Origin of the sequence: Rheinheimera faecalis (assembly GCF_021290965.1) — a bacterium.
In the GTDB taxonomy this organism is placed as follows: Bacteria; Pseudomonadota; Gammaproteobacteria; order Enterobacterales; family Alteromonadaceae; genus Pararheinheimera; species Pararheinheimera faecalis.
The window spans coordinates 44,851-59,121 of the sequence record NZ_JAJOYT010000010.1 but is presented as its reverse complement, the minus strand read 5'-3'; the positions used below and the strand labels follow the sequence as shown (position 1 = coordinate 59,121).

The following is a 14,271-nucleotide window of genomic DNA, read 5'->3' as shown; positions in this document are numbered from 1 at the left end:
CGTTAGTCCCAATTATCGTAGTTAATTAAAATCGGTATCAGAATTTGTAACAGCAATGCCACGCTAAAGGCCGTGATAAAAATCCAATGCACTACTGCGACAAATTTAAGCACTGCTACGACCAGCAATGCCACGACAAAAAATTTGATGGCTTCGCCCCGGTAAATGGATTTCAGGATCAATTGAACCTGATCTGCACCGTGAAAGCGGAACACATACCAGGCAAAGATGGAATGAGGAAGCATGCCACAGAGCAGCCCCAACAAAGCAGATTTTGCGGATCGTCCATCCATTGCCAGCCAAACTATAGTTGTCATTACGGCTGCGGCCACAAGCTGGCTCAGCAACAACTTAGGAATTAGCGATAAAGGGCCTTTTTTTTGAGTTTTCAGCACTTTTTATGGCCTGCTAATCCTGTCAATATTGAATAGTTTAAAGCCAGCGCAAGTATACTTATCTGCCTTTTTTTTGCAAGAAAAAGCGGCCTTACTCTAACTTTTGTCTGAGATAATGAAAAATTACAGCCTAGGATTCAGAATACTCTGACTGTAATTTGCTCAGTATGCCTTCCAGCTCATCTAAGCTGCTGTATGAAATCACCAGATTGCCTTTGCCCTTTTTGTTGTAATTAATCTCAACAGGGGCGGCAAAACGTTCACTTAAGCGTTGCTCCAGCGAACTGACATCCGGGTCTTTTACTTTTGGAGTGGTTTCAGGGGCAGGTTCTAGCAGTCGGCGCACCAGATTTTCAGTATCACGTACCGTCATCTGCTTTGCAGCCACAATACGGGCTGCATCGGATTGCGCCAGGCCATCCAGTGCTAATAAAGCTCGGGCATGGCCCATTTCGATATCACCATGTTCCAGCAATAACTTCACATCGTCATTCAACTGGTTCAGTCGTAATAAATTAGTCACACTGGCGCGTGATTTACCAACAGCATCAGCCACTTGCTGATGCGTCAGTTCAAATTCGGACAATAAACGCTGCAGTGCAATGGCTTCTTCCATTGCATTCAGATCTTCGCGCTGAATGTTTTCAATCAGGGCAATAGCAACAGCAGCTTCGTCTGGTACGTCTTTAATAATACAAGGAATAACATCCAGTTGTGCCAACTGGCTTGCACGCCAGCGCCGCTCACCAGCGATGATTTCATAGGACTCTTCACCAATTTGACGCACAACAATAGGCTGAATAATGCCTTGGGAACGGATTGAACTTGCTAAATCTTCCAGTGCATCCTGCGACATATCTTTACGCGGCTGGTATTTACCCGGCTTGAGCCATTCAATCGGCAGTTTTTGCAATTCGCTGCGCTGCGCTGAAGAAAAGTTGGCGTCATTCTGTTGATCAGACACAGGTTTAGTAGTGAGTAAAGCGTCTAAGCCCCGGCCTAAGCCACGTTTTTTTACCGACATCTTCAGTTGTATTCCTTGTCAATTAGGCGGGAGTGGTGGTTTTTACAGTTTTTTTATCGGCGCGGCGTAAAATTTCGCCAGCGAGCGCCAGATAGGCTTTAGCCCCTGTTGAACCTTTGTCGTAATACATGACCGGAGTACCAAAACTTGGAGCTTCCGCCAGTCGCACGTTACGTGGGATCACAGCACGGTAAACTTTATCGCCAAAATGTTGTTTCAGCTGTTCAGACACATCATTGGCCAGACGGTTCCGTGGGTCGTACATAGTACGCAAAATACCTTCGATTTTAAGGTCGGCATTGACCACAGATGTCAGCTGATTGATGGTGTCCATCAGGGCAGTTAAACCTTCCAGCGCATAGTATTCACATTGCATAGGCACCAACACGGAGTCTGCGGCGGCCATTGCATTCACCGTCAGCATGTTCAGTGCTGGCGGACAATCAATAAAAATAAAATCGTACTGTTGCCGGGCGTCTTTTAACGCATTACGTAAACGCAGTTCGCGGGCAAAGACGTTGAGTAAACGCACTTCGGCGGCTGTCACATCAGAATTAGCTGCGATCAGGTGATAACCACCGGCCGTTTCTTTCACCACTACTTCGGCAAAAGGTTTTTCTTCCACCAGTAATTCATAAGCGCTGGCATGCACGGCATATTTGTCGACACCGCTACCCATGGTGGCGTTGCCTTGCGGATCCAAATCAATCAGCAGCACCTTGCGTTTGGTTGCGGCCATAGAGGCAGCCAGATTGACCGCTGTGGTTGTTTTGCCCACACCACCTTTCTGGTTTGCAATAGCTATGACTTTTCCCACAAGGACCCCAATACGTTTTTGATTAAATTAGACTTTCTCCAACACTACCAGATAACGTTCGGCGTTCAGTGTTGGCACCTGTAACGGATGACTGCCGACAACTTTAACAAAATTCGGCAAAGCTGCAATTTCTTCTTGAGCTAAAGCGCCTTTCATGGCTAAAAACTGGCCATCGGCCCCTGGCAAATGCTGACACCAGTTCACCATATCGGTCATTGAAGCAAAAGCACGGCTCAGTACCGCATCATACCCTGTTTCAGGTTGATGATCTTCCACCCGACTCTGAATAGCTTCAAAGTTCTGTAGTTTCAGCTGTAATTTGACGTGATTTAAAAAACGAATGCGTTTGCCAAGGCTATCCAACAGGTAAAATTGCTTGTCAGGTAATGCTATCGCCAGCGGAATACCAGGCAAACCAGGACCAGTACCAACGTCGATAATACGTTTTCCAGTGACAAAAGGTGCCACAACCAGGCTGTCCATAATGTGTTTCACCAGCATTTCTTCTGGATCACGCACTGAGGTCAGGTTGTAAGCACTGTTCCATTTGTCCAGCAACTGGACATAAGCAACTAGTTGTTGCAGTTGGTGTTCAGATAAAACTAAGCTGGTCTGAGCGACCAGCTTTTTTAATTTTTCCAGCATGATGATCCCAATGCTTAAGCAGATTTGCGCAGTAAACCTTGTTTTTTCAGGTAGACCAGCAATAACGAAATAGCGGCAGGCGTGATGCCTGAAATACGCGAAGCCTGGCCCATGGTTTCAGGTTGCACCTGATTCAGTTTCAGTATCACTTCGTTGGATAAACCTTTGACCGCTTTGTAATCAAAGCCTGCAGGCAAACGAGTATTTTCGTTACGCTCTTGTCTGGAGATCTCGTCCTGCTGACGATTGATATAACCTTCGTACTTGATTTGAATTTCAACCTGTTCAGCAGCTGCAGGGTCGGCTAAGCCCGGGCCTACCAGATCAATTTTCATCAGATCCTGATAATTCACTTCAGGACGACGGATCAATTCTTCCAGACTGGCTTCTTTACTCAGCGGCGTTTTCACCAACAGGTTCACTTCGGCCAAAGCCGCGTGTTGTGGGTGGATCCACTGCTGTTTTAAGCGCTGGCGTTCCAGTTCAATTTGTTCAATTTTCAGGTTAAACGCAGCCCAACGCGCATCGTCGACCAAACCTAACTCACGGCCTTTGGCGGTTAAACGAATGTCCGCATTGTCTTCACGTAACATCAGACGGTATTCAGCACGGCTGGTAAACATACGGTACGGCTCTTTGGTACCCATAGTGGTCAAGTCGTCAATCAGAACACCGACATAGGCCTGATCACGGCTTGGCGTCCAGGAGTCTTTATCCTGAGCAGAAAGCGCTGCGTTCATACCAGCCATTAAGCCCTGAGCACCAGCTTCTTCGTAACCTGTAGTGCCGTTAATTTGTCCTGCAAAAAACAAGCCTTTGATAAACTTGGTTTCCAATGAAGTTTTTAAATCCCGTGGATCAAAAAAGTCATATTCAATGGCATAACCAGGCCGGGTAATATGGGCATTTTCCAGACCTTTGATCGAACGAACCAGGTTTAACTGCACGTCAAAAGGCAAGCTGGTAGATATCCCGTTAGGATACAGCTCGTGTGTGGTTAAACCTTCTGGCTCAATAAAGATCTGGTGTTTATCTTTGTCAGCAAAACGGGTGATCTTATCTTCGATCGAAGGGCAATACCGTGGGCCTATGCCTTCAATCACACCAGTGTACATAGGGGATCTGTCTAAACCATTACGAATAATATCGTGGGTTTGCTCGTTGGTGTAGGTGATATGACAAGGGATCTGAGTCGGTTGATCCTTGTGGGATCCCATAAACGAAAACACCGGAGTCGGGTTATCACCAGGCTGAGCCTGCATCACTGAAAAATCAACAGTTCTGGCATCAATACGAGGTGGAGTACCGGTTTTTAAACGGCCCACACGGAAAGGCAATTCACGTAAACGTCTAGCCAGTGCTATGGATGGCGGATCACCGGCACGGCCACCACTGTAATTTTGTAAACCAATATGGATCTGGCCACCGAGGAAAGTACCTACAGTCAGCACCACTGATTTAGCTTTAAATTTCAACCCCATTTGGGTCACTACACCACAAACCTGATCGTTTTCTACGATCAAGTCATCACAGGCTTGTTGAAAGATCTTCAAATTTGGCTGGTTTTCAAGAACTAAACGTACAGCTGCACGATAGAGCTGACGGTCAGCCTGAGCACGGGTTGCACGTACAGCCGGGCCTTTCGAACTGTTTAACGTTCTGAATTGGATCCCGGCACGATCCGTAGCTTTTGCCATGACGCCACCCAGGGCATCAATTTCTTTCACCAGATGGCCTTTACCAATGCCACCAATGGCCGGATTACAGGACATCTGACCTAAAGTCTCAACGTTGTGAGTCAGCAATAAAGTTTGCATTCCCATGCGGGCCGCAGCAAGCGCAGCCTCTGTGCCGGCGTGACCACCACCAACAACGATGACATCAAATGTTTCCTGAAAAAGCATATAGGCCTCGAACTCAAACCAGTTCTGTAAAAAGGGCGCGTATTGTAACTGGATCTGAGGCTTTGGGAAATGATTAAAACTCGATCACGATCCTCGAAAGATCACTAATAATATATAAGGATCTTTAAAGAGATCTTTTTATTATGTTTACTACTATACGGAGCCTTTTCTGTGGGTAACCCTTGATCTGTTTTGAAGATCAATCAGTTAGAAAGGATCGGATCCTGTGATCAACACAAGATCCTGAGTCGAACAAGCGGTGTTTAACTAGCACTTTTATACACAGGGCATAAAACCTGATTTGTTACACAGAGGATAACTTCAGCTTTTACATAAGTTATAACTACACTTATACACATTCGACCTAATAATAAGTGAAAACTGTGGATATCTATGTGTAACTGGATCATAAGTATGATCCTCTTTATATAGAAGTCGATCACGATCGGGTTATAAAGAGTAAAGGCCCTTTGTTTACGGGCCTTTAGGTGATGAAGGGTAAAAGATCCTGTTATGTATAACTAAGAAGAGTTTAAGGCAGAGTTTTGATAAATTCAGGCAGCCAGACCAAAGCTTGATCTTCAGGCAGTTCAGCCGTTAAAACATCGATATCTAATCCTGGTAACAATAATCTGCCACCTAAAGAACCAAAAAGGTCAGAGATTTTTTTACCGGCCAGACAAAAAGTATCGTAACTGGAATCACCTAAAGTGATCACTGCGTAGGAAACTGTGGTAAGATCTGTTCGATCTTGTGCTAATTGATCCACAAAAGGTTGGATATTATCGGGCAGATCCCCTGCGCCATACGTCGAAGTGACGACTAACCAGATACTATTTCTGGTTATCAGTGTTAAATCAGGGGTGAGATGAAGTTTTACTTCATAACCCGCTTTTTCCAAAGTTTCAGCTACTTGTTCTGCTGCATATTCCGCAGCGCCCATTTGGCTGCCCACAAGGATCTCAATCATACTGCATCCTATTGTCAGTGAAATGATTGGCTATACTACTGGAATTAAAACGTGCAAAGCGAATGCTTCTTGCACCTTTTTGGGTATTTTTACTGCAAAGCAGGCTCAGTAAATCTACGATAGCACAAACCGTTCGCCTGCGTGTTATTGAGGTTTATACAATATATGTCCGAGTCCATGTCTTTTTCCCAGCTAGCGCTGCCGGAACCTATTCTTCGTGCAGTTTTAGAACTTGGTTATGAACATCCGTCTCCAATTCAGGAAGCGGCTATTCCTAAGTTACTAGCTGGTGAAGACTTGCTAGGCCAAGCCCAAACAGGTACTGGTAAAACAGCTGCGTTTGCACTGCCTTTATTAGCCCGTTTAGATCCGGCCCAAAATGATCCACAAATTTTAGTGTTGGCTCCTACTCGCGAACTGGCTATCCAGGTTGCAGAAGCGTTCCAGGCTTATGCCCGTTATATGCCAGCTTTCCATGTACTGCCTTTATACGGCGGTCAAAACTACACCACTCAGTTAAAAGCACTGAAACGTGGTTCTCAGGTTATTGTTGGTACGCCAGGTCGTATCATGGACCACCTGGATCGTGGCACTTTGGTGCTGGATAAACTGCGTGCCATAGTACTGGACGAAGCCGACGAAATGTTGCGTATGGGTTTTATCGATGATGTTCAAACTATCATGGATGCTACTCCGCCAGGCCGTCAGGTTGCGATGTTCTCCGCTACTATGCCAAACCAGATCCGTGCTATTGCTCAGAAGCATTTAAAAAATGCTCATGAAGTAAAAATCGAATCAAAAACGTCCACTGTTGAACGTATTCAACAACGTTACGTAATGCTGGACAATAATCAGAAGCTGGATGCGTTAACCCGTATTCTGGAAGGCGAAGAATATGATGCAAGCATCATTTTCGTTCGTACCAAAAGTGCGACTGAAGAAATTGCTGAAAAGCTGGGCGCCCGTGGTTATGCAGTCGCCTGCTTAAACGGTGATATGAACCAGGCTCACCGCGAGCAAACCATCCGTCGTTTAAAAGCTGATCAGCTGGACGTGATAGTTGCAACAGACGTTGCTGCCCGTGGTCTGGACGTGGAACGTATCAGTCTGGTTATCAACTATGACATTCCATACGATAGCGAAGCTTATGTACACCGTATCGGTCGTACCGGCCGTGCTGGTCGTGATGGTAAAGCCATTCTGTTTGTATCACCACGTGAACGTCGTTTACTGCGTACTATCGAACATGCGACTCGTCAGCCGATTGAAAAAATGTCGCTGCCAACAGGTCAGGTGATTGAACAACGTCGTATCGAGTCTTTCCGTGCTCAGTTAGCTCAGACCATTGAAGCGAAAAACTTAAGCTTCTTCCAGGATCTGGTGAACGATTGGCGTGAAAAGTTAGAAACGACTGATGTAGATATGGCTGCAGCCCTGTTGTATCTGGCGCAGAAAGATTCTCCGTTAAACGTAGCTAACCAGTTCCCGGAAATCCGTGAACCACATAGCCGTGACCGTGATGATCGTGCTCCGTCTTCAGGCCGCGATAAATTTGCCCGTGGCGATAGACCAGAACGTTCAGGTGACCGTCCTGAGCGGGGTGGCGATCGTCCACCACGTCAGCGTCGTGAGTTAAAAGGTGATTACACCAATTATCGCATTGAAGTGGGTAAAGAACATGGCGTGCGCGCTGGTGACATCGTTGGCGCTATCGCCAATGAAGCCAACATCGACAGCCAGTTCATCGGTAACATCAAACTGTTTGATCATTTCAGTACTGTAGAATTACCAGCCAATATCCCGGCTGAGACGATGCAGCACCTGAAAAAGGTCTATGTGCGTAAGCAAAAACTGAATATCAGTGTGGATACTGGCTCAACAGCCGGCGGTTCAACCTCTGGTTCAGCTCCAGGCTCAGCACCACGTCGTGAACGCACGGAAACAGGCTCAGGCCCGCGTCCAGGTGCAGCTCCACGTGCACCACGTAAGCCAAGAGATTAATCTCTGACTTGTAAAAAGACCGGCGAAAGCCGGTTTTTTTATAGCTATAACTCTATAAAAACTTATGCAGCGCCCATATTTAGCTTCAATAGCCAAATCTGGAGCCAGTTATGATTATTGCCTGTCCTCATTGTTCAACCTTAAACCGGGTTCAGCCGGAAAAGTTTGCCGATCATCCCAAATGTGGTCAGTGCAAAGACGCGCTTTTTGCCGGAAAACCCATAGAGTTAACCCAGCAGAATTTTGTCAATCAGATCCAAAAGTCAGAATTACCTGTGGTGGTCGATTTTTGGGCTAGCTGGTGTGGGCCTTGTCTGAACTTTGCACCGGTGTTTAATCAGGCTGCTGCTGAATTAGAACCGCAATTTCGGTTTGCCAAAGTAAATACTGAACAGCAACAACAACTGGCGGCACAGTTTCAAATTCGCTCTATTCCCACTCTGATGCTGTTTAAAGCGGGTAAGCTGGTTGCTCAGCAATCAGGTGCTATGCCAAAACAGATGTTTTATCAGTGGTTACAGCAACATAGTTAGAAAGCACATACCTGAAGCGGACTGACCTGAGTTGGTCGCAAAAGTCTGGATTTGCTTAGCGGCAAAGTCCAGACTCCATTCTTATACCTCTTTAATTCTGAATTCAATCTAAGGAAAAGCATGACATCCAGCCTATTTCAACTGACAAGCCCGGATATCCGTGAAGGCCATTTTATGGCAAAAACTTTTGAATTTAATGGTTTTGGTTGTGACGGTCCAAATCTGTCGCCTGCATTAAACTGGCAGAATGCACCAGACGGTACTCAGAGTTTTGCTATTACTGTGTTCGATCCGGATGCACCTACAGGTTCAGGTTTTTGGCATTGGCTGGTTCTGGATATTCCAGCTACTGTCACCTCATTGGCTCAGGGCGCTGGCAATGGTCAGTTACCAGCAGGCTGCCGCTGTTTTAACAACGACTATGGTATTAAAGAATTTGGTGGCGCTTGCCCACCTGAAGGCCATGGTATGCACCGCTATCAGTTTACCGTCTGGGCTTTACCGGAAACGACTTTAGCTGTGCCTGATGCAGCCAGCGCTGCTGTAGTAGGTTTTATGCTGAATGCGACCGCTATTGGCAAAGCGACTTTAACCGCCACTTATGCGCGGTAACTAAAATATTCTACCAGGCCAGCATCTGCTGGCCTTTTTGATGAAAGCGGGAAATTATGGATCTGTGGGTACTGACGTTATTTATTCTGGCGGGTCTTGCTGGTGGCTTGTTGTTGGGCCTGATAGGCGTCGGCATGGCTTTGGTGACAGTGCCTTTTTTAACTTTTATGCTGCCATCTTTAGGTTTTAGCACGGAAGTTTCACCTGTTATAGCGCTTGCCAGTTCTATGGTGATAGCCGCTATAGGTTCTATTTCTTCACTGCGGGTGCATCATCAAAAGGGGACCATTAACTGGGAGTTGATCCGGTTGATGTTACCAGCCAGTTTATTTGGCGTTGTGCTTGGCTCCTTGCTGGTAACCCGTTTGCCGGCCTTGTGGCTGCAGTGTATTTTCGCCGCCTTTTTGCTTTATGTGGCTTTCTCTATGTTAAAGCCATCAACAAAAACGACTCAGCTGCAAAATCCCCCCTCAAATCAACTATTACGCTGGTTTCCGGCTTTAGTCGGAGCCACCGGCAGTTTTATAGGTGCTGGAGGTGGTGTCTTGATGGTGCCTTTTTTAAGTCGCTTTATGGCCATGCCCAAAGCAGTAGCCAGTTCAGTGGCCGTGGGTTTTCCGGTGACAGTGTTTGGCGCTATCTCCTATATGCTGCAGACAGCTCCTGTTACTCATCCGGATCTGATAGGGGCTGTGTATTGGCCGGCTGTGTTGGGAATGAGTATAGGCTCTGTAGTAGCCGCTCCGCTTGGGGTGCAGCTTTCTACTAAAGTGCCTGCGGCCTTGTTGAAGAAGTTATTTGCCTGCGTATTACTTTTGATAGCGCTAAAGATGCTGTTATCTTTTTAAATTGTGCGGGCGAACAACCCATCTCTGCAACTATTCGCCTATAGCTTTGCGTTGTGTTGGCTGTCAATCTGACTAAAAAGTGCGAATGCTAAAAGAAGGGAATGTATGTCTGATCCAGTGGCCCGCCGCATACTATTGGCAGGTTTTTTTAGTCAGCTGTTATGTTTAGGCATAGCGCGTTTTGCCTATACTCCGCTTATTCCTTTGATGTCCGGTGCAGGTCTTACTGAAGCTTTGGCTGGTTATTTAGCAGCAGTAAATTACCTGGGGTATTTTGCCGGCGCTTTATTGGCTGTGCGGTTAAAAGACTGGCAGTGGAAGTTTTATGCCTATCGTGTTGGTTTGGTTTTTGCCGTAGTGAGCACACTAGCCACAGCTTATAGTTCAGACCCTCTGTTTTGGGGCTTGTGGCGCTTCTTGGCAGGTTTAAGTTCGGCTGCTTCGATGTTATTGGCTTCAGGCCTTATTTTGCAGCAGCTGGCCGCGCGTGGTGCTAAAGCTGAACTGGGTTTGCATTTTGCGGGCCTCGGCCTGGGCATAGCTTTAGTGGCTTTATTAGTCGAGCTATTTAGCGCTGTCACTTTGAGTTGGGATCAGCAATGGCTGGCGCTTAGTCTGCTTGGATTGGTGCTGATAGTTCCGGCATGGCGCTGGTTGCCTGCGCCACAGCTGTCGTTGTCCAGCAACAACACAGATGCAACCCCTTTAGCCTTACCGCGTAGTTTCCTCTGGCCCTTATTTTTGATGTATTTCTGCGCCGGTTATGGCTATGTGGTCACTATCACTTTTATTGTCGCTATGGCGAGTCTGAATGCAGAACTGACTGGTTTTGGTAACTGGGCATTTTTTGCATTAGGTGTAGGTGCAGCACCAGCAGCGATACTCTGGGATCGTGTCGCACGACTATCAGGTTATTTAGTCAGTTTACGTTGGGCTTTGCTGTTAAACGCTTCGGCTATTGTGTTACCTGTGCTCTGGAGTCAGGCGCTGGCGTTATTGTTTAGTGCCTTTTTATTTGGCATCAGTTTTGTTGGTTGTGTCAGCTTAATGCTGACGATGGCAGGGCGCTTATTACCAGCAAAACCAGCTCAGCTGATGGGTAAGATGACGCTTTGTTATGGCACTGCTCAAGTTATAGCGCCTGCTATCAGTGGTTATCTGGCCAAACAAAGCGGCAGTTTTGATTCAGGCTTACTACTGGCCAGCGTGATTACCTTATGTGGAGCAGCAGTACTGACGCTGCTTATCCGCCGCACCGCCAGCGATCATCTGGCAATGCGGGGAGGGAGCTAGAATTGAGTTATTTACCGATACAGAACGAGCTGAAAATCCTGCCCAATAAATCATCTGAACTGAATTCGCCCGTGATTTCATTCAGGTGTTGCTGAGTCAGGCGTAGTTCTTCGGCTAACAGCTCGCCAGCCAGGTGGTTATGCAACTGAGCGTCGCCTATGGCTAAATGCTCTGCAGCGCGTTCCAGCGCGTCTAAATGGCGGCGGCGGGCTATAAAGCTGCCTTCTGTATTGGCGTCAAAGCCCATACAGGCTTTTAAATGATCACGTAACTCTTCTATACCGGAATTGGTTTTGGCCGAGATATGAAATACCGGATAGTCACCGTCCTGACTGGCGCCTGTCGTTTCACCTGTTAAGTCGGCTTTATTGCGTATCACAGTTAAGCCCAGGTCTTTGGGTAAACGTGACATAAAATCTGGCCAGATGTCGGCTGGGCTGGTGGCATTTGTCGTGGTGCCATCGACCATAAAAAGTACGCGGTCTGCTTGTTCTATTTCCTGCCAGGCGCGTTCTATGCCTATTTGTTCCACTTTGTCTGTGGCTTCACGTAAACCAGCTGTGTCGATGATATGCAGAGGCATGCCGTCTATATGAATATGCTCACGCAAGACATCACGGGTGGTACCTGCTATTTCTGTCACTATGGCGGCTTCGCGGCCTGCTAAAGCATTTAATAAGCTGGATTTGCCAGCGTTAGGCCGGCCAGCAATCACTACGCGCATACCTTCGCGCAATATGCTGCCTTGAGTGGCTTGTTTCTGGATCCCGGCTAAATCAGAGATGATTTCGGCTAAGTCACCAGCTACTTTACCGTCTGATAAAAAGTCGATTTCTTCGTCCGGAAAATCGATAGCGGCTTCGACGTAAATCCGCAGGTAAATTACTTTTTCGACCAGATCGTGTATTTTGCGCGAGAACTCACCCTGCAATGAATGCATAGCGGAACGGGCCGCCTGCTCCGAACTTGCGTCAATTAAGTCGGCTATGGCTTCGGCTTGCGTTAAATCTAATTTGTCGTTTAAAAAGGCTCGTTCGGAAAACTCGCCTGGGCGCGCTATACGCACATCTTTAATATCCAGCACACGGCGCAGCAGCATATCTAAAAGCACGGGCCCACCGTGGCCTTGTAATTCCAGTACATCTTCACCGGTAAAGGAGTTGGGGCCTGGGAAATACAAGGCTATGCCCTGATCCAGAGTTTGTTTTTGTTCGTCTAAAAACGGCAGGTATTCAGCAGTACGGGGTTTTGGCACTTTGCCCAGAATGGCAGAAGCCACTGTGGATACGGCAGGGCCTGATACCCGTATTATTCCTACACCGGCACGACCTGTGGCTGTGGCCTGAGCGGCAATAGTGTCTGTGCTGTACATAGATCAAACCTCGACTTAAATTATTGCCTTCGTACTTGAAGCTGCAGTTTTGTTGACCGCGTTCTCTCGCCCCAGTCACATAGGACAACTATGCTCCTGGGGTCTCGTTCGCTTGTTGCCTCACTGCAACACCAATTACTTTGGCCACAGGATCAATTTGTTAAACTCATAAAAACAAAAAGGCCTGAAAACAGGCCTTTAAAGTGTATACCTTAAGCCTTAGCTTTTGGTGTATAGACCTTTCTTCTCCATACCGCGGTAGATATACAGCATCTGGGCTAAAGAAATCAGGTTGCTGACTAACCAGTACAGCACCAGACCACTTGGGAACCACAGGAAGAATACTGAGAACACCACTGGCATCCACAGCATAATTTTTTGCTGCATAGGATCAGTCACTGTCATAGGCGTCAGTTTTTGCATTACAAACATACTGATACCAAACAGCACTGGTAATACGTAGTACGGGTCTTGGGTGGACAAATCCTGGATCCATAACATAAACGGAGCCTGACGTAATTCCACACTCTCAACGAACACCCAATACAAAGCCAGGAAGATTGGCATTTGCACCAGCATAGGCAAGCAGCCACCCATAGGGTTTACTTTTTCTTTGCGGTACAACTCCATCATAGCCGGGCCCATTTTTGAGCGGTCGTCCTTATAACGGGCCTGCAGTTCGTCAATTTTTGGCTTCAGATTACGCATCTTGGCCATAGACTCGTACTGCACTTTGGTCAGCGGATACATCACACCTTTCACCAGCAGGGTGATCATAATAATGGCGACACCCCAGTTGCTGACAAAGCTTTGAATAGTGGTTAACAACCAGAATAAAGGCTGAGAAATAAACCATAAGAAGCCGTAGTCAACCGTCAGATCCAGACCATCAGCAATAGCTGCTAAGTTATCCTGATCCTTTGGACCGGCATAAAAAGTTGAAGCAATAGTCAGGCTTTCACCAGCCGGAATCGTCAGCTCAGGGCCTTTAGCGCCTACAATACCGTTGCCGTTATTCACTAAGCTATACAGTTGATTGTCTGCAGTTTTTTCAGGAACCCATGCAGCAACAAAGTAGTGCTCCAGCATAGCCACCCAACCACCTTTGGTGGATTGAGCCAGGTTAGTTTCCTGCATATCTTCAAAATCGTATTTTTCATAACGTTTTTCAGAAGTAGAGAAAGCCGCACCACGGTAGATAGGCATCATCATGCTGCTGCTTTCGCCATTATTAATGGTTTGCACCAGATGCTGGTAAGGCTGAACTAACTTAGTTTCAGCAGTGGTATTTTTCAGTAAATATTCTACCCGGACATCATATTTTCCAGCGGTAAAGGTGTAGCGTTTTTCAATCTCTAAACCGTTATGGTTAAAGGTTAAAGGCACCACAACTTGCTGCTCGCCATTGGCAAGCGCGTAACTGGTTTTGGCTGCAGAATACACAGGACGACCGCTGTTGCGTTTATCATCCGGACCATCTGCTAATAAGCCAGACTGAGCTACGTATTCAAAACCGTTTAACTTACGCATCAGCTGATAAGGCTGGTCGCTGTCTTTGCTTAAAGTAAAAGCAGGTAAAGTTAAATCAACAATATCGCCACCTTTAGTATCGAGCTGTACTTTTAATACATCAGTACTGACTGTGATCACTTGTTGAGTAGCAACTGGCGCAGCAGGTTGAGCTGAAGTGCCTGAACTGCTTAATTGTAAGTCGGCCGAACCAGTTGAACTGGTTGTACTTTGTTCAGTGACCGGAGTTACTGGTTTAGGCGCGTGATCGGTTTGCCATGCCTGCCATAACAATAAGCTAACGAAGGCGAGGGCTATCACTAATAAACTGCGTTGAGAATCCATCTG

13 protein-coding genes are annotated in these 14,271 nt (G+C 46.7%); 5 read left to right on the top strand and 8 right to left on the bottom strand.

What is annotated here, in order from left to right; genetic code table 11:
• Positions 1-2: 2 nt before the first annotated feature.
• From LSG34_RS15705 to mioC, 6 genes are all read right to left on the bottom strand, one after another.
• Positions 3-395, bottom strand: a complete 393-nt coding sequence (locus LSG34_RS15705) for an ATP synthase subunit I (RefSeq protein WP_324078421.1) — start codon at positions 393-395, stop codon at positions 3-5.
• 130 nt (positions 396-525) lie between these two features.
• On the bottom strand, positions 526-1,419 hold the full coding sequence (locus LSG34_RS15700) for a ParB/RepB/Spo0J family partition protein (RefSeq protein WP_233010051.1): 894 nt from the start codon (positions 1,417-1,419) through the stop codon (positions 526-528).
• Positions 1,420-1,441: 22 nt separating this feature from the next.
• Complete coding sequence (locus LSG34_RS15695) at positions 1,442-2,236, bottom strand: ParA family protein (RefSeq protein WP_233010050.1); 795 nt, start codon at positions 2,234-2,236, stop codon at positions 1,442-1,444.
• 27 nt (positions 2,237-2,263) lie between these two features.
• Positions 2,264-2,881: a 16S rRNA (guanine(527)-N(7))-methyltransferase RsmG gene (gene rsmG, locus LSG34_RS15690; RefSeq protein ID WP_233010049.1), complete on the bottom strand. Its 618-nt coding sequence runs from the start codon at positions 2,879-2,881 to the stop codon at positions 2,264-2,266.
• 14 nt (positions 2,882-2,895) lie between these two features.
• Positions 2,896-4,785: a tRNA uridine-5-carboxymethylaminomethyl(34) synthesis enzyme MnmG gene (gene mnmG / locus LSG34_RS15685; RefSeq protein ID WP_233010048.1), complete on the bottom strand. Its 1,890-nt coding sequence runs from the start codon at positions 4,783-4,785 to the stop codon at positions 2,896-2,898.
• Positions 4,786-5,317: 532 nt separating this feature from the next.
• Positions 5,318-5,755 (bottom strand): FMN-binding protein MioC, encoded by a 438-nt coding sequence (gene mioC, locus LSG34_RS15680; protein WP_233010047.1) that lies wholly within the window; start codon positions 5,753-5,755, stop codon positions 5,318-5,320.
• A 165-nt stretch (positions 5,756-5,920) separates the two neighbouring features.
• On the opposite strand from mioC, the gene LSG34_RS15675 reads away from it, so the two are divergent.
• From LSG34_RS15675 to LSG34_RS15655, 5 genes are all read left to right on the top strand, one after another.
• A complete protein-coding gene (locus LSG34_RS15675) occupies positions 5,921-7,756 on the top strand; it encodes a DEAD/DEAH box helicase (protein WP_233010046.1) in 1,836 nt (611 codons plus the stop codon).
• A gap of 110 nt (positions 7,757-7,866) precedes the next feature.
• Complete coding sequence (gene trxC / locus LSG34_RS15670; protein ID WP_408636174.1) at positions 7,867-8,289, top strand: thioredoxin TrxC; 423 nt, start codon at positions 7,867-7,869, stop codon at positions 8,287-8,289.
• Between the two features lie 120 nt (positions 8,290-8,409).
• Positions 8,410-8,901 (top strand): YbhB/YbcL family Raf kinase inhibitor-like protein, encoded by a 492-nt coding sequence (locus LSG34_RS15665; protein WP_233010045.1) that lies wholly within the window; start codon positions 8,410-8,412, stop codon positions 8,899-8,901.
• Between the two features lie 56 nt (positions 8,902-8,957).
• Positions 8,958-9,749 carry a sulfite exporter TauE/SafE family protein gene (locus tag LSG34_RS15660; protein ID WP_233010044.1) on the top strand — a complete coding sequence of 264 codons (792 nt, stop codon included), beginning with the start codon at positions 8,958-8,960 and terminating at the stop codon, positions 9,747-9,749.
• 105 nt (positions 9,750-9,854) lie between these two features.
• Positions 9,855-11,042, top strand: a complete 1,188-nt coding sequence (locus LSG34_RS15655) for a YbfB/YjiJ family MFS transporter (RefSeq protein ID WP_233010043.1) — start codon at positions 9,855-9,857, stop codon at positions 11,040-11,042.
• Between the two features lie 7 nt (positions 11,043-11,049).
• Here LSG34_RS15655 and mnmE read toward each other — a convergent pair whose 3' ends face one another.
• Both mnmE and yidC read right to left on the bottom strand, forming a co-directional pair.
• Complete coding sequence (gene mnmE, locus LSG34_RS15650; RefSeq protein ID WP_233010042.1) at positions 11,050-12,414, bottom strand: tRNA uridine-5-carboxymethylaminomethyl(34) synthesis GTPase MnmE; 1,365 nt, start codon at positions 12,412-12,414, stop codon at positions 11,050-11,052.
• Between the two features lie 219 nt (positions 12,415-12,633).
• Entirely contained in the window at positions 12,634-14,268 is a 1,635-nt protein-coding gene (yidC, locus tag LSG34_RS15645) for a membrane protein insertase YidC (RefSeq protein ID WP_233010041.1), read from the bottom strand.
• Between the last annotated feature and the right edge of the window lie 3 nt (positions 14,269-14,271).

What these genes read in the sequence shown, in the direction of transcription:
- LSG34_RS15655 (WP_233010043.1), top strand. Translation starts at nt 9,855, where the DNA reads ATGTCTGATCCAGTGGCCCGCCGCATACTATTGGCAGGTTTTTTTAGT.
- mioC (WP_233010047.1), bottom strand. Translation starts at nt 5,755, where the DNA reads ATGATTGAGATCCTTGTGGGCAGCCAAATGGGCGCTGCGGAATATGCA.
- LSG34_RS15665 (WP_233010045.1), top strand. Translation starts at nt 8,410, where the DNA reads ATGACATCCAGCCTATTTCAACTGACAAGCCCGGATATCCGTGAAGGC.
- trxC (WP_408636174.1), top strand. Translation starts at nt 7,867, where the DNA reads ATGATTATTGCCTGTCCTCATTGTTCAACCTTAAACCGGGTTCAGCCG.
- yidC (WP_233010041.1), bottom strand. Translation starts at nt 14,268, where the DNA reads ATGGATTCTCAACGCAGTTTATTAGTGATAGCCCTCGCCTTCGTTAGC.
- LSG34_RS15700 (WP_233010051.1), bottom strand. Translation starts at nt 1,419, where the DNA reads ATGTCGGTAAAAAAACGTGGCTTAGGCCGGGGCTTAGACGCTTTACTC.
- LSG34_RS15675 (WP_233010046.1), top strand. Translation starts at nt 5,921, where the DNA reads ATGTCCGAGTCCATGTCTTTTTCCCAGCTAGCGCTGCCGGAACCTATT.
- LSG34_RS15660 (WP_233010044.1), top strand. Translation starts at nt 8,958, where the DNA reads ATGGATCTGTGGGTACTGACGTTATTTATTCTGGCGGGTCTTGCTGGT.
- mnmE (WP_233010042.1), bottom strand. Translation starts at nt 12,414, where the DNA reads ATGTACAGCACAGACACTATTGCCGCTCAGGCCACAGCCACAGGTCGT.
- mnmG (WP_233010048.1), bottom strand. Translation starts at nt 4,785, where the DNA reads ATGCTTTTTCAGGAAACATTTGATGTCATCGTTGTTGGTGGTGGTCAC.
- rsmG (WP_233010049.1), bottom strand. Translation starts at nt 2,881, where the DNA reads ATGCTGGAAAAATTAAAAAAGCTGGTCGCTCAGACCAGCTTAGTTTTA.